The sequence below is a fragment of the Myxococcus sp. NMCA1 genome (genome assembly GCF_026810205.1).
GTDB lineage: Bacteria > Myxococcota > Myxococcia > Myxococcales > Myxococcaceae > Myxococcus > Myxococcus xanthus_A.
Genome location: NZ_CP113950.1, coordinates 4,122,472 through 4,145,236 on the forward strand (window position 1 = coordinate 4,122,472; position 22,765 = coordinate 4,145,236).

Genomic DNA, 22,765 nt, shown 5'->3' on the forward strand with positions numbered 1-22,765 from the left:
AGCCGGCTCCGAATGGCCAATACGGGGGAGGAAGGACTGGCCGTCGCCGGTCGTAACATGCGCTTGGCCGATCCCTCAACTTCCCGTCTTTCCTGGCGATTTGGGTGCCAGCCGCCCCAGGGAGCGGGCAGGCGAACCCCTGCTTTGGGGCAACGCGGCGCCTACTTCCGCCGAGCGCGCCACTCGTCGCGGCTCTGCCCCCAGCGGTCGACGAAGAGCGTGTCGTGCGGCGGTGGCATGTGTGCCTGTCCCAGCACGCGCGACCCCAGCCGGAGCGCGACCTGCTGGGACGGGGTGTTCTCCGGCACGATGCAGTGGATGACGTCGGTCCAGCCGAGGTGGTCGAAGGCCCAGTCCAGGGTCGCCGCCGTCGCCTCCGTGGCGTAGCCCCGGCCCCAGTACTCGCGGAGCAGGCCCCAGCCAATCTCTGTTCCCGGCCAGCCCTCCGGTTTCCACGGGCCCACTCGCCCCACCCACGCGCCCGTGGACTTCTCCAACACGGAGAACATCGCGAAACCCTGGAGCGACCACGAGCCTGCCATCACACACAAGTTGCGCCACGCCATCGTGCGCGGCTGGACCCCTCCGATGAAACGCGCCGACTCCGGGTCGGCCGACAGCGCCGCGAAGCCATCCAGGTCCTCGGCCAGGGGAGGCCGGAGGATGAGACGCTGTGTTTCGAGCACGGGGCCATTGCTTGCCAGGTGGGACATTCAAAACGCCTTCATGTTTGGCATTGAATTCGAACCGCTAGGCGGGAACGACGGCAGCGTGACTACAGGCCGGGCCGGCACACCTTGCCCACGCAGGTGAAGCCGTCCGGACACGGCTTCGGCTCATCCACCTTGCACATCGGCAGTTCCTGCTCCTGGTCCGCCAGCATCGGGTCCAGGTTGTCGTCCACGGGGCCACCACAGCCCACCATGGCCAGCACTGCCAGGACTCCCAAGCCACTTCGCAGCATGTTGCGCATCATTCGGCTCCTCCTGGGTGAGGGCATTACAGTCCTTCAACCCAGGAGAAGCCGTCAAATGACGCTTACCAGATGCGGACGCGCTGCTCGGGCGTCAGGAACAGCGTCTGCCCGGGCTTGACATCGAACGCGCCATACCAGGCATCGAGGTTGCGCACGGTGGCGGTGCGGTACGGGCCCGGCGCGTGGCCGTCCGTCATGATGATGCGGCGCAGGTACGGCTCGCGGTAGTTGGCGCGCCACACCTGACCGAAGCCAAGGAAGAAGCGCTGGTCGCCGGTGTAGCCGTCGATGACAGGCGCGGGCTTGCCGCCCAGGGAGAGCTGGTAGGCGTCATAGGCCACCGCCACCCCCGCCATGTCCGCGATGTTCTCACCCAGCGTCAGCTCGCCATTCACAGACAGGTCCGGCAGCGGGCGGTAGGCGTTGTACTGGGCCGCCAGGGCCTTCCCCGCGGCCTGGAACTTCGCTTCGTCCTCCTTCGTCCACCAGTTCTCCAGCTTGCCGCGCGCGTCGAACTTAGCGCCCACGTCGTCGAAGCTGTGGACGATTTCGTGACCGATGACCGCGCCGATGCCGCCGTAGTTGACGGCCGGGTCCGCGTTCGCGTCGAAGAAGGGCGGCTGCAGGATGGCGGCCGGGAAGATGATGGAGTTCTGCTGCGGTGAGTTCAGCGCGTTCACCAGCTGCGGGACCATGTACCACTCCTTCCGGTCCACGGGCTGGCCCAGCTTGGCGACGTTGCGCTGGTACTCGAAGCGGACGGCGCGCTCGGCGTTGCCGTAGGCGTCACCGGCCACGATGTCGAGCCCCGAGTAGTCACGCCACTTCTCCGGGTGACCGATGCTCGCCTGGAGCGTGCCCACCTTCTCCTTGGCGCGGGTCCGCGTGTCGGGCGACATCCACGTCAGCGCGTCGATGCGCTTCTCGAACGCGGTGATGATGTTGCGGACCATGGCCTCCGCTTCCGCCTTCACCTCCGGCGGGAAATACTTCGCCACGTAGAGCTTGCCCACCGCCTCGCCCATGGAGAGGTTGGTGGCGTCCACGCCACGCTTCCAGCGCTCCTTCTGGGCGGGCGTTCCGCTCAGCGTCTTGCCGTTGAAGGCGAAGCTCTCGTCGACGAAGGCCTTGGACAGGTACGGGGCCGCGCGGGCCACCGCATGGAAGGCCAGGTAGTCCTTCCACGCCTGCAGGGGCTCGCTCTGGGCGAGCTTCGACAGGGCCGTCAGCGCGCTCGGCTGCCAGACGATGACCTGCTCCTGCGTGCCCAGGCCCGCGGCGTCGAAGAACTCCTTCCAGGCGAGGCCGGGCGCGCGCTTCATGAACTCCGCGCGCGGCCAGGGGTTGTTCGCCTTGGAGATGTCCCGCGTGTCGACCTGCGACACGTGCGCCTGGGCCATCTTCCGCTCCAGGGCGAAGACGCGACCCGCGCGGGTCTCCACGTCATCGAAGCCGGCCAGCTTCAGCATGGCCGCGATGTGGGCCTGGTAGCGCTTGCGCAGCTCGGTGAAGCGCGGGTTGTCGGCCAGGTAGTAGTCCCGGTCCGGCAGCCACAGGCCGCCTTGCAGCAGGTAGGGGGCGTAGCGCGACGGCTCGTTCAGGTCCTCGGCCACCCAGAGGCCGAAGAGCCGGTCCGTGGTGACGTCGCCCATGTTGAGCGCGTCCACGTCCGCGCGGAGGGTGGCGCCCAGCACCGTGGCCAGCTGCTTGCGCTGCCCGATGGCGGCGATGCGCTCCAACTCCGGCTTGAGCGGCGCCACGCCCTTGGCCTCGATGGCCGCCTCATCCATGAAGCTGGCGAAGATGTCGCCCACCTTCCGGGCTTCGCTGCCCTCGGGGGCCTGGCGCTGCGCCTCGATGAGCTCGCGGTTGCGCTGGTCCGCCTGCTCCGCCAGCGTGGTGAACATGTTGTAGCTGGAGCGGTCCGGCGGAATCTCCGTCCGCTTCGCCCAGGTGCCGTTGGCGAAGCCGTAGAAGTCGTTGCCCGGCACGATGTCGCGGTCCATGCCGTGGGTGTCGAAGCCGAACGTCCCATACGTGGGCTTCGGCTTGGACGCGGGCGCCTCGGCGGGCGCCGTGGCGACAGGCGCGGGCGGTTCTGTTTTCTCCGCGGAGGTGGAAGACGCACAGGAGGTGAGCAGCGCAGTGGTGCACGCGGAGACCAGCACATGCCTGGCGCCGGGGAAACGTCGATGGGGATGTGTCAAGGAGTGCTCCTGAAACAGGGGCTGCGAGCCGAAGACCGGGGATATAGACGGTCTGGCGTACGAAGGCGCGGACCGAACAACGGATTCGGCGGTTTCATCCCGAGCGGGCGGACCTTTCGCTCGGACCGGCTCCGCCACAGTCGCCGAACGGCCGGGCCGTACCCGAGGGGCGCGTGACGGACGCCTAGGTTTGCAGGGAGCCGGGGCCGCGATGTGTCCGCGCCCCGACATCCAGGAGGCTCCCATGCGGCTGTTGTTCCGAATCACCCCCGTGCTGTTGGGGCTGGCGCTGGCGGCCTGCTCGGGCATCCGCGTCAACACCAACTACGACCCCACGGCCGTCGAGCGCATCGAAGACTTCCGCCGGTACGCCTGGCTGCCGCAGCCCCAGGGCAAGGACGCCCGCGTCTACAACGACATCGTCGACGTGCGCGTGCGCATGGCGGTGGACCAGGAGCTGAAGGCTCGCGGCTACCAGAAGGTGGACATGAACGAGGACCCGGACTTTTTCGTGGGGTGGCAGGGCGCCATCGACACCAAGTTGTCTGTCGACACGGTGGACTCCTTCTATGGCTACCCCTGGGGCCCCTACTGGAGCCCCTGGAGTTCCTTCTACGGGCCCTACGGCTATCCGTACGGCATGGGCGGCCCGCGCACCTATGTCCGCGAATACGACGTAGGCACGCTCATCCTCGACGGCGTGGATGCCCGGGAGCAGCGGTTGGTCTGGCGTGGCACGGCCCAGGCGGAGCTCCACCGCGACCTGTCACCCGATGCACTCCAGAAGAAGATCAACGACGCCGTGCACAAGCTGCTGTCGCGCTTCCCGCCCCGCCCGGAAGCGTCCTGAGCCGGCCAGGCAGCCACTCCCGCACGTTTTCGGTTGCGAGCCCCCAGGCCGGTCGCCAGTATTGAACCGATGGTCCAACCGCCGGTCCAGGGTGGGGTTCGATGAACGAGGCGACAGGCTCGAAGCACGCCGAACAGTGGGCGGCGCATTGGTACGCGGTGGCGCGGTCACCGGCGCTCGGGAAGGGACGGCCCTTGGGAATCCAGCGCCTGGGGCGGCGGCTCGTGCTCTGGCGGGACGCCGCGGGCGAGGCCCACTGCGCGGATGCGGCCTGTCCCCACCGGGGCGCGGACCTCGGGCTCGGACGCGTGCAGCAGGGGGCGCTCGGATGCCCCTACCACGGCTTCCGTTATGGCGGTGGCGGCGCCTGTCTGGCCATGCCCTGTGAGGGGCCTGACGCGAAGCCCTCGCGAGGCCTCGCGCTGCGCATGCATCCGGTGCGAGAGGCGCATGGGTTCATCTGGGCGTGGCTGGGGGGTAGGGCGCCCGCGTCCCTTCCCGCGCTGCCCTGGCTCGCGGACGCGCCGGAACCTGATTCGAGCAGCGCCGCGGTGGAGGAGGTCTGGAACGCACGCTTCACCCGGGTCATGGAGGGGACTCCAGCCTGCCTCGCTCAGGTGCGCTGACCCACGGCACGCTCATCCGGGCGGACCGCGCCATCGTCGCGTGGCATCAGCTGCATCGCGCGGCGCTCGGCGACACTCCTGGCGCATCCTGATAGAAGCGCTGCGTCCGATGCCCCGTCCCCGCGCCAGCAGGCTCGACCCCGAGCGCAGACAGACACTCCTCGCCGTGGCCGCGGAGGAGTTCGCGGAGCACGGCTTCGATTGGGCCTCCTACAACCGCATCCTGGAGCGCGCGGGCTTCTCGAAGGGGGTCGCGTACTACTACTTCGAGGGCAAGGACGACCTTTATGCCGCCGTGCTGGCCCTCACGTTGGACACGCTGGCGCAGCGCTTCGGGGCCTGGCAGCGTCCCGCGGACGCGGACGGCTTCTGGCACACCCTGCGTGAGCGTTACTTCGCGCTGACGACGCACATCGTGAACGACGAGCGCTCGGCCCGGCTTCTCCGAAGCATGTCGCAGGCGCGCACTCACCCGAAGCTGCAGGAGGCGTGGCTGCGCTTCGAAGGGCCGCTGGTGGCGTGGTTCCAGCGCGTCCTCGCGGACGGGCGCGCGCTCGGCGCGGTGCGTGGCGATGTGCCGGAGTCCCTGCTGCTGACGTCCCTCATGGGCATCGGACAGGCCACGGATGGGTGGCTGCTCGAACAGTGGGCGCACAGCGGAGTGCCGGCGCTCCAACGCGGGGCGGAGCAGGTGTTCTCCCTCTTCGAGGACCTGCTTGTCCCCAGGCCCGTGGGCCCGCCTCCCGCGAAGCGGCGCTGAGGCGGACCCTGGCGGGCAGTGCGTCTCAGTAGGCGCAGGCCCGGTTCGCGCAGTACCCCTGGACGCCGCGGCAGACACAGTCCGCGTCATCGCTACACTTCGTCACCGGGCACTTCGGACCGCCGCCGCCTCCTCCTCCACCACCGCCTCCACCGCCGTAGGTGTAGCTGCAAGCGTTGCGGGAACATGTCGCCGTTCGCGCCGTTGGGCATGCGTCCCAGCACTGCTGCTCGGAGCTGCACCGGACGATGACACAGGCGAGGCCCGAGAGGTCCGGCTCGCTGACCTCCGCGTCGGACTGCACGCTCTGCGAGCACACCGCCGCGCTCGCCACGGCGACGTTGGGCTCAGGGGACTCCGCGCTCGCGGCGGTCGCCGCGAAGGTCAGCAGGACGGCGACGCTCCAGGACAGACTGTGTCGGCGGGAAGGCATGGCGACGTTCCTCTCAATCCCCGAGGCTGGGTCCCTGTCGCTGCGCAGGGGTTCCGGGGATGTGAAGTCTATCACAGCTGGGTCTGGCCATTCGCCGAGCGCGAAACCTGTTCCCCTGGCGGGCGGGGCCGTCAATCATCAGGCGCATGCCCCCGCCATCATGGACTTCTCCCGTGCCCCTGAACGTGCAGCGACGGGTACGGGCGCTCGTCTTCGTCACGGTGTTCCTGGACCTGGTGGGCTTCGGCCTCATCATCCCGTTGCTGCCGTTCTACGTGGAGTCCATGGGCGGGACGGCCACGACGGCGGGGGTGCTGCTGGCGTTGTTCTCCTTCGCGCAGCTCGTCGCCTCGCCGGTGCTGGGGCGGCTGTCGGACCGGGTGGGGCGCCGCCCCGTCATCCTGCTGAGCCTGCTGGGCAACGCGATTTCCATGGCCCTGTTCGCGTACTCCACCCACGTCCAATGGCTGCCGTGGTTGTTCGCGTCGCGGCTGCTCGCGGGAGCCACCGCGGGCAACCTGGCGGCGTGTCAGGCGGCGGTGGCGGACGTCACGGACGAGCGTGGGCGGGCGGCGGGCATGGGGCTCGTCGGCGCGGGCATTGGCCTGGGCATGGTGCTGGGGCCCGTCATCGGCAGCCTCCTCCATGTGCATGGCGCCTGGGCGCCACCGCTGGCGGGCGCGGTGATGGCGGCGGCGGCGATGCTGGGCGTGCTCTTCTTCTTTCCGGAGACGCACCGACCGCAGGCGGAGCGGCACGAGGAGCAAGGCCGTCCCCGGGTGCGGCTGGCCGACGTCCTGGCTCGGCCCGGGTTGGGCGCGGTGCTGGCTTTGACGTTCCTGGTGTTCATCGGAATGACGAACCTCCAGGTGTCGCTGGGGCTGTTGGCCCAGGCGCGGTTCGGCTGGGGCGAGCTGGAGATCGGGCGGCTCTTCGCGTTGATGGGCCTGGTCACCTTCGTGCTTCAGGCCTTCGTCATTGGCTGGCTGACGCGCCGGGTCCGGGACACGACGTTGGTGCTGGTGGGCGCCGCGTGCATGGGGACCGGGCTCACGTGCATCGCCGCCGCGAGCCACGGTGCCATGTTGGTGCTGGCCATGGTGCTGGTCGGCTCGGGGACGGGCCTGTTGCAGCCGCTGATGGCCAGCCTGGCCTCCGGGTACGCGGGGCGCGAGCTGCGTGGCGGGGTGCTGGGCGTGGTGCAGTCGGCGGGAGGGCTCGCGCGCGTGGTGGGGCCGGTGTGGAGCGGCTTCCTCTACTCACGGCTGGGGCCTGGTGCGCCCTTCACCAGTGGGGCGGTGGCGGCGGGCGTCGCGCTGTTGGTGGGGGCTTCGCTCCTGCGGCGGCGCGTTCCGGACGCGCCGCCGCCATCGAGCTTGAAGGTCTGAGCGCGGGGCCGCTTACAGGCAGTACTGCGCGAACGTCGGGCTGCTGCACAGGCTCTGGAAGGCCGCCAGGTTGCAGGTGTCAGCGCCGGGACCGACGTTGCACGGATTGCCATGCGGGCTGCCGTAGTCGCTGCACGTGAACTCGACGCGTTCGCCGAACAGGTAGGTGACGGCCACGGTGTTGTTCGCGTACTGGCCGTTGACGACGCAGCGGTCCAGGTTGCCCGAGTGGTCCACGGTGTAGACACCGTGGGACAGGAAGCCGGGGCACTCCACCGTGCAGCTCGTCGGCGACTCCGGCGGGCGGAAGCCATACATGAAAGTGTTCGGCTGGCCGGTGGTCGCGCCGAACGTCCCCGTCGGTGCGCCGGTGGGGCTCAGCGGGTCTCCGGTGCCGTTCCAGTTTCCCTTGGCCAGCGAGTACGTGCTCGCGCCCACGGCCGACAGGGCATTGAGCGCGTCAGCCTGATTGCCCGCGGCGCCGTAGAACGTCCGGAAGGAGCGGACCTGTCCGACGGCGAGCGAGCCCAGCCGGAAGTCGAGCTGCGCGCCCAGGTCCCCAGGGCCCACGTTGGTGAAGTCACCCGTGCCGCCCATGAGCGAGTAGTTGATGGCCAGCGGGTTCAGTGACACGAAGTTGTTGTCGACCGCGCTCACCACCCAGGGGTTGCCCGCGGTGCCCGCGACGGTGACGTATTCGGAGAAGGTGTTGGGCAGGATGTCGTAGTCGATGCCGCGCGTGTAGCGCAGGTCGGAGATGAAGGCCGTGCCGATGTTCTCGATGAGGACGTCCACCTGGTACAGATGGTTCGTCACCGGCGACGGCGTGTAGATGTGCGTCACCCGGAACGTGTTCCCCACGCGCACCACCGACATGGTGGAGATGGGCGACGGCGCGTTGATCTCCACCGTGAGGTTGGAGGACGCGCCGCAGTCCGCGGAGCTGTAGCCGGAGATGCCCAGGTCGGCGCTCGCGACGCCCCAGCCCTCACACGCGCTGCCTGGCGCGGCGGCCTCGCCGTTGGTGGGCAGGTAGCGCAAGCCAATCGTGCGGGTGCCGAAGGTGCCGCTGGAGACCGCGTTGGTGGGGCAGGGGAGGTTCAGGTGGCCCGCCGGTGCAACGCCGAGCCGGACGACGCCGTTGTCGATCATCCCGGGACAGTCGGGCAGCGGCGGCGGGAGGAAGTGAGGCTCGGACGCGAGGAGGCGCTCCGCGCGCAACAGGGCCCTCGCGTTCTGGGGATGGATCCGCGCCTTCGCGTCGGCGGGGGCAAGCTCCTCCGCGCCGGAGGCCATCGCCTGGCCGCTCCAGGACAGGGCGCAGAGGAGTGCCGCGTGCAGAAAGCGCTGGGGATTCTTCGATGTGAGCATCCAGGTTCTCCTGTACCCGGCGGGACCGGGCAGTGAGAGGGCCATGACCGGCCCGCCGTGCAGCCGCGGGGCCTGACCTGGATGCGCTGCCACTGGCGGCGGCGCCCGGTGGACCCGTGGCGCGCATAGCCTAGCCAGTTACAGAGCGTGCGTGTGTGCTGTGCTCGCTGTTACACAGACTGCGTGTGTAGTCCGCTCAGACGGGAATGAAGACGCGCTGCGTACCGCCCGTGCTGAGCTTCATGCTCGCCGCCATGGAGCGGGCCGAGGCGGCCAGCCGCTCCGCGTTGGGGCTCGACTCGCTCTGCTGAGCAGAGGACGCGCGCTGGCGGACGTTCCACTTCCTTGGAGGGTGGAACCCTGCGTGCGGGCGCTGGGCCTGACCTGTCGGAATGGGTTATGGACGGTGTGGAATCCTCCGTTGTGGGCATCCTCAACGGCCCACCTGACCCGAGAACCCTTCAAGCCGACCTTCGTCCACATGAATCGCAGACCCGAGTTCGACAGCCTGCGCGGCATCCTGCTCGTGTTGATGACGCTGACGCACCTGCCGACGCGACTGAACACGATCAGCAACCAGCCTTTCGGATTCGTCTCCGCGGCCGAGGGCTTCGTCTTCCTGTCCGCGTTCCTCGTGGGCGTGGTGTACGCCAACAAGATTGAAGCGGCGGATCCGAACGTGCTGTGGCGCAGCCTCTGGCAGCGTGCGCTCAAGGTCTACGGCTACCATGTGGCGCTGCTGGCGTTCGCGTTCGCGGTCATCGGGACGTTGGGCATGGCGACGCACCGTCCCGCCATCCACAACCTGCTGGGCTTCTTCCACGAGGACCCCGTCACCGCGCTGTGGAGCAGCTTGTTCCTGCTCTATTGTCCACCGCTGCTCGACATCCTCCCGCTCTACGTCGTGCTGCTGTTGCTGACCCCCTTCATCCTGCTGGGCGCGCGCAAGGCGGGGTGGACGCGCATCCTGTGTCTGAGCGGGTTGGTGTGGTTGTCGGCGCAGCTGGGCTTGAAGCGCGCGCTCTACGATTTGTTGGTGTTCATCCCGGTGCTGCCGTGGCCACCGCTGCGCATCGAGCTGTCGGGGGCCTTCGACTTATTCGCCTGGCAGTTCCTGTGGGTGCTGGGCGTGTGGCTGGGCGTGGGCCGTGCCACGGCGCCGGAGAAGCGCGAGGTCGTCTCGCCCGTGCTCCTCAGCGGGGCGCTGGTGGTGAGCGTGGCGTTGCTGCTGATGCGCTACCAGGTGGGCATCTTCAGCATCGACATGGACCTGTATGGCGCCCTCGTCGACAAGTGGACCCTGGCGCCCGTGCGGCTGGTGAACTTCCTGGCCGTGGCGCTGCTGGCGAGCTGGCTGAGCCCCAAGGTGTTCCGCTGGCTGCGCCCCCGCGTGCTGGAGGCGCTGGGTCGTGCGTCCCTGCCCGTGTTCTCCGTGCACCTGGTGCTGTGTCTGCTCAGCCTGGCGCTGCTCAATGAGAACGAGGACCCGCTGGCCGACTGGGAAGAGGTCGTCGTGCTGGTGGCCACGTTCACCGTGATGCTGCTGGTGGCGTGCAGACAGGCGGCCGCGCTGCGCAACAGTCACACCCCATAGGGCTTCTCTGAGAATTCTCTCAGGATGCCCTCAAACGGCATGCGCGCGCCCTCCTTAGGGTGCGCGGCATGTGGGTCCTTCTCGTCACACTCCTCGCCGCGGCCCCGGCGCGAGAGTCCCCTCCACTCACCTTCGCCGAGTCCCAGGCGCTGGCCGCGAAAGCCGCGCTGCCCGCGAGCCTGGCGCGCGCCGTGGAAACGCGGCGTGTGTGGGACGCGCGGTTGCCGTGGCTCGCCGCCAACCCCACGCTCAGCGTGGTGCCGGGGCGGCGCGCCCAGCCCGAGGGCCCAGGCTTCGAGCTGACGGTGTCGGTGGAGCAACCGCTCTTCCTGTCGAACCTGGCGGGGGCCCAGCGCGACGCGGCGAGCGCGGAGACCCGGGCGCTGGAGCGGGAAGCCGTGGCCGCGCTGCTGAACCGCCGGCTGGAGGTGGCGCGGGCCTGGCTGACGCTCTGGTCGGCCCAGCAGGCCGCGGCGACGGCCAAGCAGGAAGCGACGTTGGCGGGTGCGCTGCGCACCTCTGTCGCGGATGCGCTGGCGCTGGGCGGCGCCACCCGGTTGGAGCTGGCCGAAGCGGAAGGGTTCGAGGCCGAGGCCCAGGTGGCGCTCCTGGCTCGCGAGGCGGAGGTGACCCACGCGCGGCTGTCGTTGGCGGTGCTGGTGGGCCGTCAGCCCGATGCGCACCTGGTGGTCGCGGAGGCGCTGCCGGAAGTGGCATTGCCGCCGTCTTCTGAAGAAGCGCGCTGGCTGGCGCGCGCCTCCGAGCTTCCAGAGGCGGAGGCCCGGCGCCTGCTGGGTGTGGCGGAGCGGGCCCGCGCGGCGGAGGTCCGGGCCGCGCGGGGCTGGCAGGTGACGGTGGGCGCGCAGGGCGTGCGTGAGTACTACGGCGGGCTCAGTGGCCTGCTGATGGTGGGTGTGACGCCGCCGATGTTCGACGCGGGTCAGCGCGAGCGTGGCGCGCTCCTCGCCGCCGCTGAACGTCTGGAGGGCGAGGCCCAGGAAGCCGCGCTGCGCGCCGCCGCGGAGCTGGCCCTGGCGTTCCGTGAGCGCGAGCACACCGCAGCGCAGCTCTCCGTCGTCGAGAAGTCCCTGGCGCCCAAGGCCGAAGAGGCCGCGCGACTGGCCGACGTGTTGCTGCGCGCGGGCCAGAGCACGCTGCCTGACGTCCTGCGCGCCCGCCGCGCCCGGGCCGCCGCCAACATCCGGCTCGCGCTCGCCCGTGGCGAAGCCTCGCTCGCCGCCGCGCGGCTCCACCTCCTGCTCTCCGCTCTGCCATGACGCCCTTCGTCCGTCGTTTCGTCGCTGTGCCGATGCTCGTCCTGTCCGGGGCGTGCACGTCCGGTTCCTCCACCGCGGAGGTTCCTCCCGCGCCGCCCCCCGCGCGCGCCTCCGCGGCTTCGGCGTGGGTGCCCGTGCGCGCGGCGTCTCGCGTGGCCCTGGCGGAGGCTCCCGCGCTGGTGCTGTCCAGCCCGGACGCCGTCGCCGCGCTCTCCGCGCCGTTCCGCGCCCGAGTGCAGCAGGTGCGCGCGCGGCCGGGGCAGCAGGTCAAGGCGGGAGACCCGTTGGTGGAGGTGCTGATGCCGGAGGTGGTGGAGGCGGCGGGGGCCGCCAGCGCCGCCTCGCTGCGGCTGGAGGCCTATTCGCGGCAGGTGGAACGCCTGGAGGCGCTTCATGCCCAGGGCCTGGCGAAGCTGCCCGACCTGGCCGACGCCCAGACGCAACAGGCCGAGGCCCGCGCCGCCCTGGTCGCGGCGCACGCGGTGCTCCGCGTGGCGGGCATTTCTCCCGGGGAGGCCCGGGGCGTGGCGGAGCGCGGCACCGTCTGGCTCAAGAGCCCCATCGGAGGAATCGTCACGGAGGTGCGCGCGGTGCTGGGGGAGATGCAGCCGGAGGCCAGTGCCGCCTTGGTGCGGGTGGCCGCCGACGGTCCAGCGCGCCTGGAGGCCCGGCTGTCCGTGCGTCCTCCCGTGGACGCCAGCTTCGCCTTCGTGTCGTCCCAGGGCCTCGCCGTTCCGGTGCGGTGGGTGGGGCAGTCCCCGGTCGTGGACGCCGCGGATGGAACGTGGCGTGCGTGGTTCGAGCCAGAGGACACCGCCGCCGTGCTGCGCGCTGGGCAAGGTGGCCGGTTGCGCATCCAGGCCGCCGCGGGCGAGGACACGGTGCTGGTACCCGCGCGCGCCCTGGCCTTCGACCGCGCGCGCACGGTCGTCTTCACGCGCGGCGGTGAGGGACAGTCCGTGCTCCAGGAGGTGGAGGTGCTGGCCACCTCCGGCGCGGAGGCCTTGGTGAAAGGGCCGCTGTCTGCCCGGGACGCGGTCGCCGCTGACGGCGCGGCGCTGCTGTTGGAGTCTCAGGCCGGTGACGGCGATGAGGTGACGCCGTGATTGAAGCCCTCGTGCGCTGGTCGGTGCGTCACCGGGTCTGGGTCCTGGCCCTCACGGGCGTGCTCGCGCTGGCGGGCGTCGCGGTGTCGCTCCGCCTGGAGCTGGACGCGATGCCGGATATCACCACGAACCAGGTGCTCGTTCTCACGCGTGCGCCCGGCCTGACGCCCGAGGAGGTGGAGCGGCTGGTGACGCGGCCGGTGGAGGTGGCCCTGGGCGGCATGCCAGGACTCGAGGAGCAGCGCAGCCTGTCCCGCTATGGCCTTTCCTCCGTCACCGCCGTGTTCGCGGACGGCGTGGACCCGTACCGGGCCCGGCAGCAGGTGCAAGAGCGCCTCAACGTGCTCGGCTCCACGCTGCCCCCGGGCGTGGACCCACCGGAGCTGGGGCCGCTCACCGGTGGGTTGGGCGAGGTCTTCCACTTCACGCTGTCCTCGCCGGAGCGCACGGGCGCGCAGTTGCTCGAGCTGACGCAGTTTCGCGTGGCGCCCCGCCTGCGTTCGGTGCCGGGCGTGGTGGAGGTCAACAGCTGGGGAGGCCACCAGCGCACGCTGGAGGTGCGCGCGGACGCGGTGCGTCTGGCCCAGCGGGGCGTGACGCTCGCGCAGTTGCGTGACGCGCTGGAGCGAGCCACCGGCAGCGCTCCGGGCGCGAGCCTTCCGGTGGGAGAGCGCCACGTCCTGATTCGCGCCGTGGCGCGGCCTCGGGCGCCGGCCGACCTGGCGGAGGCGTTGATTCCCCGGCCTGGGGCCATGGCCGTGCGCCTGGGCGACGTGGCCGAGGTCACCGAAGGCGCGCTGCCTCGCATTGGCAGCGCCACCTCCAATGGGCGCGGCGAGACGGTCTACGTCATGGTGCAGATGCTCCGGGATGCCAATGCGCTCGCCGTGACGAGCGCCATCTCCGACGCGCTACCCGATGTGCGAGCGCTGCTGCCCGAGGACGTGCGGTTGGACGTCGTCTACGACCGCGCCACGTTGGTGCGCGGCACGGTGCGCACCGTGGGCAAGAACCTGCTGGAAGGAGGGCTGCTCGTCGTGGGCGTCCTCTTCCTGTTGCTCGGCAGCGTGCGCGCGGGCCTGCTGGTCGCTTCGGCCATTCCGTTGTCCATGCTGGGCGCGACCACGGCCATGGTGGCGCTGGACATCCCCGGCAACCTGATGAGCCTGGGAGCCATCGACTTCGGCCTGCTGGTGGATGGCGCGGTGGTGATGGTGGAGGGCCTGTTCCACCGGCTGGCGCATCTGTCGCCGGAGGAGAAAAAGCGACCGCCCCGTGAGCACGTCGAGGAGACGGCCGTGTCCCTGGCCCGTCCCGTCTTCTTCTCCGTGCTCATCATCCTGCTCGTGTACCTGCCCATCCTGTCCCTGCGAGGCGTGGACGGGAAGATGTTCCGGCCCATGGCGATGACCGTCGTCTTCGCGCTGGCCACCGCGCTGCTGCTGTCGTTGACCTTCATCCCCGCCGCCGCGAGTTGGCTGATTCGCCCCGAGCACGTCCCCGCGCGCGAGCCACTGCTGGTCCGCTGGTTCGAGCGTCTCTACGCCCCGGTGTTGCGTCAGAGCGTGCGCCGGCGCGTGCCCGTGGCCGCCGTGGCCGTGTTCCTGTTGGCCGTGGGTGGGTGGATCTTCGCTCGCGCGGGCACGGAGTTCACGCCGCAGTTGGACGAAGGCGACATGGTGATTCAAACCACGCGTGTCCCCGATATCAGCCTGGACGCGGCGGTGAGCGAAGCGGGCCGGATGGAGCGAGTCCTGCTCGAAGCGATTCCGGAGGTCCGCCAGGTCGTCTCGCGCGTGGGCAGCCCCGCGGTGGCCACGGACATCATGGGCTTGGAGATGGCGGACGTCTTCGTGTCGTTGGCGCCGAGGGATGCGTGGCGGCCCGGGCTCACCCGTGAGTCGCTCATCGAGGAGATGGGGCAGGTGCTGGAAGCCCGTGTCCCAGGTGGAGACCCGTCCTTCACGCAGCCCATCCAGATGCGCTTCAACGAGCTGCTCGGGGGCGCGGTGACGGACGTGGCGCTCAGCATCTACGGCGAGGACCTGACCGAGCTCGGGCGCCTGGCTCGCCGGGCCGCGGCGCTGTTGAGCCAGGAACCGGGTGCCGTGGACGTGCGTGTACTCGCTCCGCCGGAGGTGCCGCTCTTCGAGGTGACGCCGCGCTCGCTGGATTCGGCCCGTGCGGGCCTGGGCGCGGTGGATGTGCTGGAGGCGGTGAGCGCGGTGCGCAGTGGCGTGGAGGTGGGCGCTACCTGGGATGGGGCGGTGCGCGTGCCCATCGTCCTGCGGTTGACGGGCGCGTCCGATGCCTTCTCCTGTCCGAGTTGCCGCTCCCCACGGAGACGGGGGGCCTGGTGCCGCTCTCCCGCGTGGCCGACGTGCGGTTGACGTCCTCGCCCGGGCTGGTGAGCCGGGAAGGGGGCCAGCGCCGGCTCGTGGTGGGCTTCAACGTGCGAGGCGCGGACCTGGGGACGGTGGTGGAGCGGGCACGGAGCCGCGTGGAGCAGGCGCTCGCTCCGCCTGATGGCTATCGGCTCGAGTGGGGCGGTCAGTACGAGACCTTGACGGAGGCACGGCAAAGGCTTTCGCTGGTGCTTCCCGCCGTGGCCCTCCTCATCTTCGCCGTGCTGCTGTTCGCCTTCCGCCGCATGCGTCCCGCTTTGGCCATCTTCGCCAACGTCCCCTTCGCGTGCGTGGGCGGGATGATGGCGCTGGCGGCCCGGGACCTGCCCGTGTCCATCTCCGCGGCGGTGGGCTTCATCGCGCTGTCCGGCATCGCGGTGCTCAACGGCGTCGTGCTGATGTCGCGCGAACAGCGGCTCGAAGCGGACGGCCATGCTCCCGGCGAGGCGGTGGTGATGGCGGCACGCGAGCGGGCCCGGCCCGTGTTGATGACGGCGCTGGTGGCGGCGCTGGGCTTCATCCCGATGATGCTCGCTCGCGGGGTGGGCGCCGAGGTGCAGCGGCCCCTGGCCACGGTGGTGGTGGGCGGGCTCGTCACCTCCACGCTGTTGACCCTGGTCATCCTCCCCACGCTCTACCCATGGTTCGCGGGTGGGACGCGCACGCAGACGCGTGCATGATGGGGCGAGGGAGGCCGGTGCCGTGAGGCTGCTGCTGGTGGAAGACGAGGAGCGGATGGCGAACCTGCTCCGGCGAGGGCTCGGGGAAGAGGGCCACCTCGTGGACACCTGCCGCACGGCGGAGGACGCGCTCGACCAGGCAGGCGAGGTGGCCTACGACGCCATCATCCTCGACTGGGCCCTGCCCGGCATGGACGGCGTGGCGCTGCTGCGGCGCTGGCGCGAACGCGGCTTGATGACGCCGGTGCTGATGCTCACCGCCCGCGGCACGGTGGGGGAGCGAGTGACGGGCCTGCGCGCTGGCGCGGATGACTACCTGGTGAAGCCCTTTGCCTTCGAGGAGCTGCTCGCGCGCCTGGAAGCGCTGCACCGCCGCTCCGAGGGCCAGACGCAGTCCTGGGGCGGAGGGTCCATCCACATCGATGCCCGGCGGCGGATGTTGACGTGTGGCGACCGTGAGGTGGCCTTGACGGGCCGCGAGTTCGCCCTGCTGGGTGAGCTGGCTTCGCGCGCGGGCGAGGTCCACACCCGCTCCAGCCTGCTGGCGAAGGTGTGGGGCCCCAGCTTCGATGGGCCTCCCAACATCGTGGACGTCTACGTGGGCTACGTGCGCACGAAGCTGACCGAGGTGGGCGCGGAAGGGGTGACCATCCAGGCGGTGCGTGGGGTGGGCTTCCGGTTGGTGATTGAGGGCGCTCGGTGAGGTTGGTCCGGCGGATGTGGCTGTGGGGCGCGGTGGTTCCCGTGGTGGCGGTGGTCGCCGCGCTGGGCGTGGCCGTCCAGGTGTTCCGCGTGGTGCTCGAGCGGACCCTGGACGAAGCCTTGCTGTCGCAAGCCGCGGCGGAGAGCGTGAGCCTCTTCGACGCTCCGGATGGGCGCCCGCATCTGCACGTGGAGCCCTCCCCGTTGGCGGGAGAGGTGCGTGCCTTCGTCCCCGCGACCCGGCTCTACGGACCGGATGGGACGCTGCTTTCCGTCTTTCCGCCTGAGTCACCCACTGTCTACGAACGGGTGCTACCCGAGGACGGGCCCACGTCGCGGCTGGAGACGCAGCGTCTGGGCACGGGCCTGCGGCTTCGCGTGCTGACGGTGCAGGTGCGCTCGCCGAAGGGCGTGCCCCATGTCCTGCAGTTGGTGGCGTCCCTGGGGACGGTGGACCAGGCGGTGGGCACCTTCACCTCCGTCGCGACCGTGCTGGCGCTGCTCCTGGGCGGGGTGCTGATTGGCATCCAGGGCTGGCAGGCGAGGGGGCTCGCGCGACGGCTTCACGGCATCGCGGACCAGGTGGCTCGTTCGCGCGACGGAGGCATGGTGGCACCCGTGCCCGTGGATGAGCCCCGGGACGAAATCATGGAGGTGCGCCTGGCGCTGACGGAGGCCGCGGTGCGCGTGCGCGCGGCGCGTGAAGCGCAGGAACGCCTCATCGCGCGCGCCGCGCACGAGCTGCGCACGCCGCTGGCCCTCATGCGCACCGGCTTGGACCTGGCGCTGCGGCGCGAGCGTGGCGCGGAGGAGCTTCGCACCGTGCTGGAGGAGAACCGGCGCGAGGTGGACCGGCTGGCCAGCGTCGCCGGTGCGCTGTTGGAGCTGTCGGCGGCGGGCGGTGCCCTCGATTTGCAACAGGGGGATTTGCGCGGGCTGCTCGACGAAGCCGCCGCGGGGGCTTGGGCGGAGGCGGACCGTCGCGGTGTGTCGCTGCGCGTGGTGGGCCCCGACGAGGCCGACTGCCGGATGGATGCGATGGCCGTTCGTCGAGCGGTGGACAACCTGCTGGCCAACGCCCTCCGTTACGCGCCTCGTGGGTCCGAGGTGCGAGTGGAGCTGGTGCACCGGGACGCGCATTGGGAAGTCGCTGTCCAGGACGAGGGGCGCGGCATCCCGGAGGCGCACCGTGAGGACGTCTTCACGCCTTTCCACCGCCTGGAGCGGGACGCGGGGGGCGTGGGGCTGGGACTCAGTCTCGTGCGCGAGGTGGCGCGAGGCCATGGCGGCGACGCGCGCGTGGTGGAGAGCCCGGGCCCGGGCGCGCGGGTGCTGCTGACGCTGCCTGGCAGGTGAGCCCGGGAGCGTTCGTGGGGTCCTGGGCCATGGCCCGTGTTCCCGCGTGTCTCCCACATCCGCCTCGGGTACAACGCCGCCGGAATCCATCCCTTCCGACAACTCAGCGTGGGGCGCATGGCCAGGGCTCGTCGTTCGAAGCAACACCCAGCTTCATCAGGTTCCGCCGAGCAGGGCTTCGTGGCGGTGCGCGGCGCCCGCCAGCACAACCTGAAGAACATCGACGTCCGAATTCCTCGTGACGCGTTCGTCGTGTTCACCGGCGTGTCGGGCTCGGGCAAGTCGTCGCTGGCGTTCGGCACGCTCTACGCGGAGGCGCAGCGGCGGTACTTCGAATCCGTGGCCCCCTATGCGCGCCGTCTCATCGACCAGGCCGGTGTGCCGGAGGTCGACGCCATCGACGGGCTGCCCCCGGCCGTGGCGCTCCAGCAGCACCGGGGCGCGCCCACCACGCGCTCGTCCGTGGGCAGCGTGACGACGCTGGCGAACTCGTTGCGGCTGCTGTACTCGCGCGCGGGCACGTATCCGCGGGGGCAGCCGCACTTGGATTCGGATGCCTTTTCCCCCAACACGCCCGCGGGCGCGTGCCCCAAGTGCCACGGGCTGGGCCGCATCTACGACGCCACCGAGAAGTCCATGGTGCCGGATGACTCGCTCACCATCCGGGAGCGGGCGATTGCCGCCTGGCCGCCCGCGTGGCACGGACAGAACCTGCGTGACATCCTGGTGACGCTGGGGCACGACGTCGACCGGCCGTGGCGGGAGCTGCCGAAGAAGGTCCGGGATTGGATTCTCTTCACGGACGAGCAGCCCACGGTGCCCGTCTACGCGGGCTTCACGCCGGCCGAGACGCAGCGGGCGCTCAAGCGCAAGGAGCCGCCCAGCTATATGGGGACCTTCACGGGTGCCCGGCGCTACGTGCTTCAGACCTTCGCCACCACGCAGAGCGCGCTGATGAAGAAGCGCGTCTCGCAATACATGGTGAGCGGCGACTGTCCCGAATGCCACGGCAAGCGGCTGCGCCGCGAGTCCCTGTCCGTCACCTTCGCGGGGCTCGACATCGGCGAGCTGTCGCGCCTGCCGCTCAGCGAGCTCACGGACCTGCTCGCGCCCGTGGCGGATGGAACGGCCAAGGACGTGGCCACGCTCGCCCGCGCGCATCCGGAGAAGGCGCTGGTGGCCCAGCGCATCGCCCATGATGTGTTGGAGCGCGTCAACGTCCTGACGGAGCTGGGCCTGGGCTATCTGTCGCTCGAGCGCGGCACGCCCACGCTGTCTCCTGGCGAGCTTCAGCGCCTGCGGCTGGCCACGCAGGTGCGCTCCAACCTGTTCGGCGTGGTGTACGTGCTCGATGAGCCGTCCGCCGGGCTGCACCCCGCGGACACCGCGGCGCTGCTGAAGGCGCTGGACCAGCTCAAGGGCCAAGGCAACTCCTTGTTCGTGGTGGAGCACGAGGTGGACGTCATCCGCCACGCGGACTGGATTGTCGACGTGGGGCCCGACGCGGGCGAGCAGGGCGGACAGATTCTCTACAGCGGCCCGCTCGAAGGCCTGAAGGCGGTGAAGGCGTCCCGGACGCGGCGCTATCTCTTCGGCGACGCGGAGAAGCACCGCGGCACGCGGCGTTCGCCCAAGGGTTGGCTGCGCCTGCAAGGCGTGTCGCGCAACAACCTGAAGGAACTGGACGTCGACTTCCCGCTGGGCGTCCTCACCACGGTGACGGGCGTCTCCGGCTCCGGGAAGTCGAGCCTCGTGAGCCAGGTCCTGGTGGAGCTGGTGGCCGGACACCTGGGCCACGCGGTGCCGGAGAACGAGGACGAGGGAGAGTCGCTGGAGCGCACGGTCATCCACACCACCGGCGGCAGGATTGCCTCCGGCATGGAGGGCATCAAGCGCCTGGTGCAGGTGGACCAGAAGCCCATTGGACGCACGCCGCGCTCCAACCTGGCGACGTACACGGGGCTGTTCGACAACGTCCGCAAGCTCTTCGCCGCGACGCCCGCCGCCCGCTCCCGGCGCTATGACGTGGGCCGCTTCTCCTTCAACGTGGCCAAGGGCCGCTGCGAGACGTGTGAGGGCGAGGGCTTCGTCAGCGTGGAGCTGCTCTTCCTGCCCAGCGTCTACGCGCCGTGCCCCACGTGTCAGGGGGCCCGCTACAACGCCAAGACGCTGGAGATTCAGTACCGGGGCAAGAACATCGCCGAGGTGCTGGGCATGACGGTGGACGCGGCCCACGACTTCTTCAGCGAAGAGCCCCTGGTGCAGCGCCCCCTCGCCGTCCTGCGGGAGGTGGGGTTGGGCTACCTACGGCTGGGGCAGCCCGCGACCGAGCTGTCCGGCGGCGAGGCCCAACGCATCAAGCTGGCCACGGAGCTTCAGCGGGCCCAGCGCGGCAGCACGCTGTACGTGCTGGACGAGCCCACCACGGGCCTGCACCCCTCCGACGTGGACAAGCTGATGACGCAGTTGGAGGGACTGGTGGCCTCCGGCAACACCGTCATCCTCGTCGAGCACGACATGCGCGTGGTGGCCGCCAGCGACTGGGTCATCGACATGGGGCCGGGCGCTGGGGACAAGGGTGGGCGGGTGGTGGTGGCGGCGCCACCGGAGGAGGTGGTGGGCCTGCCCTTCAGCCAGACCGCGCCCTTCCTGGAGGAGGCGCTGGGCTGAGCTTCCAGCGCCCGCCGGAGCCTCCGAGCCTTGGCCTTGAGGGCCGCCGGGCTCGGAGGTGGAGGCCGCGGAATCAGCGCGCCTGCGCCTGCGTCGCGGGCACGGACAGGCCTTCCGCCTTGAGCGTCTGGCTGGCCATGCCGGACATGCTCTCCGCGAGCGACTGCACGGAGCGGGTGGCTTCCTGCGTCTCTTGCACCGTCTTCAGCGTGCGCTGCATCTGTCCGGACAGCTCCTGGATGGCCTGGGCCATCTGGTGGGTGCCCGCGTCCTGCGCGCTGACGGCGGCGGTGATCTGCCGCACGCTGGAGCTGGTGTCGCCGATGATGTCGGCTAGCTGCTGGAACTGCGCGCTGGAGGTCCGCACGGCGTCAAGGCTCAGCCGCACGCGCTCGTCGCCCTTCTCACTGGAGCGGGCCGCCTCACGCATGCTGTTGCTGACGCCGTCGAGCACCTCGCGGATGCGGTGCGTGGCCTGGATGGACTGGTCCGCCAGGCCGCGCATCTCCCGGGCCACCACGCCGAAGCCACGGCCGCTCTCACCACTGCGCGCTGCCTCGATGGCGGCGTTGATGGCCAGCATGTTGGACTGGTCCGCCAGGTCCTTCACGGAGTCCACGATGCCGGAGACCTCGCGGGTGCGCTCGTCGAGCGCGAAGATGCGCCGGGCCATGTCGGAGACCTCGGTGCGGATGGCCGCTAGGTCCGACAGCGTGCGCTCCAGGGCGGCCGTTCCCTCGCGGCCCACCTGTTCGGCGCTCTCCGCGGAAGCCGCGAGCGCGCTGGCCTTCTCCGCCGTCATCTGCGAGCTGCGGCGGATCTCCTTCACCGTCTGCTCCGCCTCCTGGAGCGCCACGGCCTGACGGCTGACGCCCTCGGTCTGCTCGTCGCTGGACGAGCGGAGCTGCTGCACCACCGTGGAGAGCTCGCCAGCGCCGTTGCCCATGCGCTCGGCCAGGTTGCGCACTTCCTGCGCGCGCGCCTCCAACTGGTGGGTATGCGCTTCAAGCGTGCGCACCACCATGATGGAGCGGCGGGTGACGATGCCCAGCAGCGACAGCGTCAACGCGACGTAGCCCCAGTGCGTGACGTTGCCCAGCGACCAGCCCACCAGGCCGATGACGGGGAGGATGGTGAGGACGATGGAGAGGACGAGCCCCGCGAAGCCACCGACGAAGAGGCGCGCGTCCGGGTTGCCCAGCCACGCCTGGGTGAGGGCCACCGAGAGCACCACCAGCAGCACCACCATCGCCATGGGGAGGAAGGGAACGAGGATGCGCTGCCCGATGCCCAGGTCCAGGAGCGTCGCCAGGGCGCACACGCCCGCCACGGGCGAGAACACCATGGCCGCCTTCTGAAACCAGCCGCGCCGGTTGTCGAGCAGCGCGTCCGAGACGAACTCCATCAGACCGGCGACGAGCAGGAAGATGCCCATCGTGGTGCCCAGCGTCGCGGTGGCGGACGAGCCCCACAGCGCCGTGGGCATGCCGCTCAGGCCCAGGAGGATCAGGCCGCCGCTCGCCGCGGAGACCGCCAGACCCGCCAGCATCCGGCGCCGCCAGTGGAGCGCGAAGGCACCACCCGCGCCGAGCGCCACCGCCAGCAGCAGGCAGCAGATGACGAAGGGCGCCTGGCCCTGGCGCGTCACGTAGACCAGCAGGTCATACTTCGAGCCCACCTGCGCGGCCTGGGACACGCCGATGTTGGGATTGCTGGACTGGATGCGCAGCAGCACGCGCTTGCCCTGCGCGTCGCGCGGCAGGGGCACGATGTGCCAGGACAGGTTCTCACCAATCTCGTAGCTGTCCGGCCGGATCTTGCCACTCGTGTAGATGTGCTGGCCGTTCGCGTACACCTCGATCGCGTGGGTGATCTCGCCCAGGTACAGCGCGGGGTCCGTCCAGCCGCCGTCGGGGATGGGGATGCTGAGCCACATGAACTTGTGGTCGCCGCGTCCCTCCGGCGCCGCGAGCGCGGGGGTGGTCCGCCATTCCTTCGAGTCCCCCGTTTCCTTCGCCCACAGGGGCGTGCCCTCCGAGCCCACGGGGGAGTCACCCCACCGGAAGCGCCACCCGTCGAGCACGTTGACAGGAGGTCCCGCCTCGGCGGCATGGGCCGAGGACGTGAGGGCAAACATCAGCAAGAGGGCGGAACAGAAGCGGAAGCCAGCCATGGAGTGCGTATGGTCTTCCGCCCGGGCACCGAATGTAAATGGGTCTTCCCGACCTCTCCCGAGAATCGATTGCCGTTGCTTGGAATTGGCGTCCACAGAGAGCGTGTCAGGCAATGAATGCCGCGAATTTTATACTTCCGGTGAATTCCTCGTTCCGGCAGGTCATGGCAGAAGCGGCCCACTGGCAAGGT

At 70.3% G+C, this 22,765-nt stretch carries 18 protein-coding genes; 12 read left to right on the forward strand and 6 right to left on the reverse strand.

Annotated features, from left to right (window positions below):
- Nucleotides 1-161: 161 nt before the first annotated feature.
- The 3 genes from OZ403_RS17735 to OZ403_RS17745 all read right to left on the reverse strand — a co-directional run bounded on the left by OZ403_RS17735 (nucleotide 162) and on the right by OZ403_RS17745 (nucleotide 3,183).
- Nucleotides 162-713, reverse strand: a complete 552-nt coding sequence (locus OZ403_RS17735; RefSeq protein WP_140791385.1) for a GNAT family N-acetyltransferase — start codon at nucleotides 711-713, stop codon at nucleotides 162-164.
- A 62-nt stretch (nucleotides 714-775) separates the two neighbouring features.
- A complete protein-coding gene (locus OZ403_RS17740) occupies nucleotides 776-976 on the reverse strand; it encodes a hypothetical protein (RefSeq protein WP_140791386.1) in 201 nt (66 codons plus the stop codon).
- A 62-nt stretch (nucleotides 977-1,038) separates the two neighbouring features.
- On the reverse strand, nucleotides 1,039-3,183 hold the full coding sequence (locus OZ403_RS17745; RefSeq protein WP_140791387.1) for a M13 family metallopeptidase: 2,145 nt from the start codon (nucleotides 3,181-3,183) through the stop codon (nucleotides 1,039-1,041).
- Nucleotides 3,184-3,427: 244 nt separating this feature from the next.
- Here OZ403_RS17745 and OZ403_RS17750 point away from each other — a divergent pair, with 244 nt between their 5' ends.
- From OZ403_RS17750 to OZ403_RS17760, 3 genes are all read left to right on the forward strand, one after another.
- The gene (locus OZ403_RS17750; RefSeq protein ID WP_140791389.1) at nucleotides 3,428-4,033 is read left to right on the forward strand and encodes a DUF4136 domain-containing protein; all 606 of its coding nucleotides are present in this window, start codon (nucleotides 3,428-3,430) and stop codon (nucleotides 4,031-4,033) included.
- A 101-nt stretch (nucleotides 4,034-4,134) separates the two neighbouring features.
- On the forward strand, nucleotides 4,135-4,659 hold the full coding sequence (locus tag OZ403_RS17755; RefSeq protein ID WP_268784663.1) for an aromatic ring-hydroxylating oxygenase subunit alpha: 525 nt from the start codon (nucleotides 4,135-4,137) through the stop codon (nucleotides 4,657-4,659).
- Nucleotides 4,660-4,768: 109 nt separating this feature from the next.
- Complete coding sequence (locus OZ403_RS17760) at nucleotides 4,769-5,419, forward strand: TetR/AcrR family transcriptional regulator (RefSeq protein ID WP_268784664.1); 651 nt, start codon at nucleotides 4,769-4,771, stop codon at nucleotides 5,417-5,419.
- Between the two features lie 25 nt (nucleotides 5,420-5,444).
- Here the strand turns inward: OZ403_RS17760 and OZ403_RS17765 are convergent, their stop codons facing one another.
- Complete coding sequence (locus OZ403_RS17765; RefSeq protein WP_268784665.1) at nucleotides 5,445-5,852, reverse strand: hypothetical protein; 408 nt, start codon at nucleotides 5,850-5,852, stop codon at nucleotides 5,445-5,447.
- A 173-nt stretch (nucleotides 5,853-6,025) separates the two neighbouring features.
- Between OZ403_RS17765 and OZ403_RS17770 the strand changes: the two genes are divergently transcribed.
- Nucleotides 6,026-7,240 carry an MFS transporter gene (locus OZ403_RS17770; protein WP_268784666.1) on the forward strand — a complete coding sequence of 405 codons (1,215 nt, stop codon included), beginning with the start codon at nucleotides 6,026-6,028 and terminating at the stop codon, nucleotides 7,238-7,240.
- 12 nt (nucleotides 7,241-7,252) lie between these two features.
- On the opposite strand, the gene OZ403_RS17775 is transcribed toward OZ403_RS17770, so the two are convergent.
- The gene (locus OZ403_RS17775; protein WP_237078355.1) at nucleotides 7,253-8,611 is read right to left on the reverse strand and encodes a hypothetical protein; all 1,359 of its coding nucleotides are present in this window, start codon (nucleotides 8,609-8,611) and stop codon (nucleotides 7,253-7,255) included.
- Between the two features lie 481 nt (nucleotides 8,612-9,092).
- Here OZ403_RS17775 and opgC point away from each other — a divergent pair, with 481 nt between their 5' ends.
- The 8 genes from opgC to uvrA all read left to right on the forward strand — a co-directional run bounded on the left by opgC (nucleotide 9,093) and on the right by uvrA (nucleotide 20,401).
- On the forward strand, nucleotides 9,093-10,205 hold the full coding sequence (gene opgC, locus OZ403_RS17780) for an OpgC domain-containing protein (protein WP_237078356.1): 1,113 nt from the start codon (nucleotides 9,093-9,095) through the stop codon (nucleotides 10,203-10,205).
- Nucleotides 10,206-10,273: 68 nt separating this feature from the next.
- The gene (locus tag OZ403_RS17785) at nucleotides 10,274-11,482 is read left to right on the forward strand and encodes a TolC family protein (protein ID WP_237081916.1); all 1,209 of its coding nucleotides are present in this window, start codon (nucleotides 10,274-10,276) and stop codon (nucleotides 11,480-11,482) included.
- Nucleotides 11,479-12,588, forward strand: coding sequence for an efflux RND transporter periplasmic adaptor subunit (locus OZ403_RS17790; RefSeq protein WP_268784668.1), 1,110 nt, complete (start codon nucleotides 11,479-11,481; stop codon nucleotides 12,586-12,588). The genes OZ403_RS17785 and OZ403_RS17790 overlap by 4 nt, the downstream gene beginning before the upstream one ends.
- On the forward strand, nucleotides 12,585-14,978 hold the full coding sequence (locus tag OZ403_RS17795) for an efflux RND transporter permease subunit (RefSeq protein ID WP_268784669.1): 2,394 nt from the start codon (nucleotides 12,585-12,587) through the stop codon (nucleotides 14,976-14,978). The genes OZ403_RS17790 and OZ403_RS17795 overlap by 4 nt, the downstream gene beginning before the upstream one ends.
- Entirely contained in the window at nucleotides 14,945-15,673 is a 729-nt protein-coding gene (locus OZ403_RS17800) for an efflux RND transporter permease subunit (protein ID WP_268784670.1), read from the forward strand. The genes OZ403_RS17795 and OZ403_RS17800 overlap by 34 nt, the downstream gene beginning before the upstream one ends.
- A gap of 22 nt (nucleotides 15,674-15,695) precedes the next feature.
- The gene (locus tag OZ403_RS17805; RefSeq protein WP_174258803.1) at nucleotides 15,696-16,376 is read left to right on the forward strand and encodes a response regulator transcription factor; all 681 of its coding nucleotides are present in this window, start codon (nucleotides 15,696-15,698) and stop codon (nucleotides 16,374-16,376) included.
- On the forward strand, nucleotides 16,373-17,731 hold the full coding sequence (locus OZ403_RS17810; RefSeq protein WP_140798394.1) for a sensor histidine kinase: 1,359 nt from the start codon (nucleotides 16,373-16,375) through the stop codon (nucleotides 17,729-17,731). The genes OZ403_RS17805 and OZ403_RS17810 overlap by 4 nt, the downstream gene beginning before the upstream one ends.
- A 117-nt stretch (nucleotides 17,732-17,848) precedes the next feature.
- A complete protein-coding gene (gene uvrA, locus OZ403_RS17815) occupies nucleotides 17,849-20,401 on the forward strand; it encodes an excinuclease ABC subunit UvrA (protein ID WP_140791408.1) in 2,553 nt (850 codons plus the stop codon).
- Nucleotides 20,402-20,474: 73 nt separating this feature from the next.
- Here the strand turns inward: uvrA and OZ403_RS17820 are convergent, their stop codons facing one another.
- Nucleotides 20,475-22,574, reverse strand: a complete 2,100-nt coding sequence (locus OZ403_RS17820) for a methyl-accepting chemotaxis protein (protein WP_418764026.1) — start codon at nucleotides 22,572-22,574, stop codon at nucleotides 20,475-20,477.
- Nucleotides 22,575-22,765 lie beyond the last annotated feature (191 nt).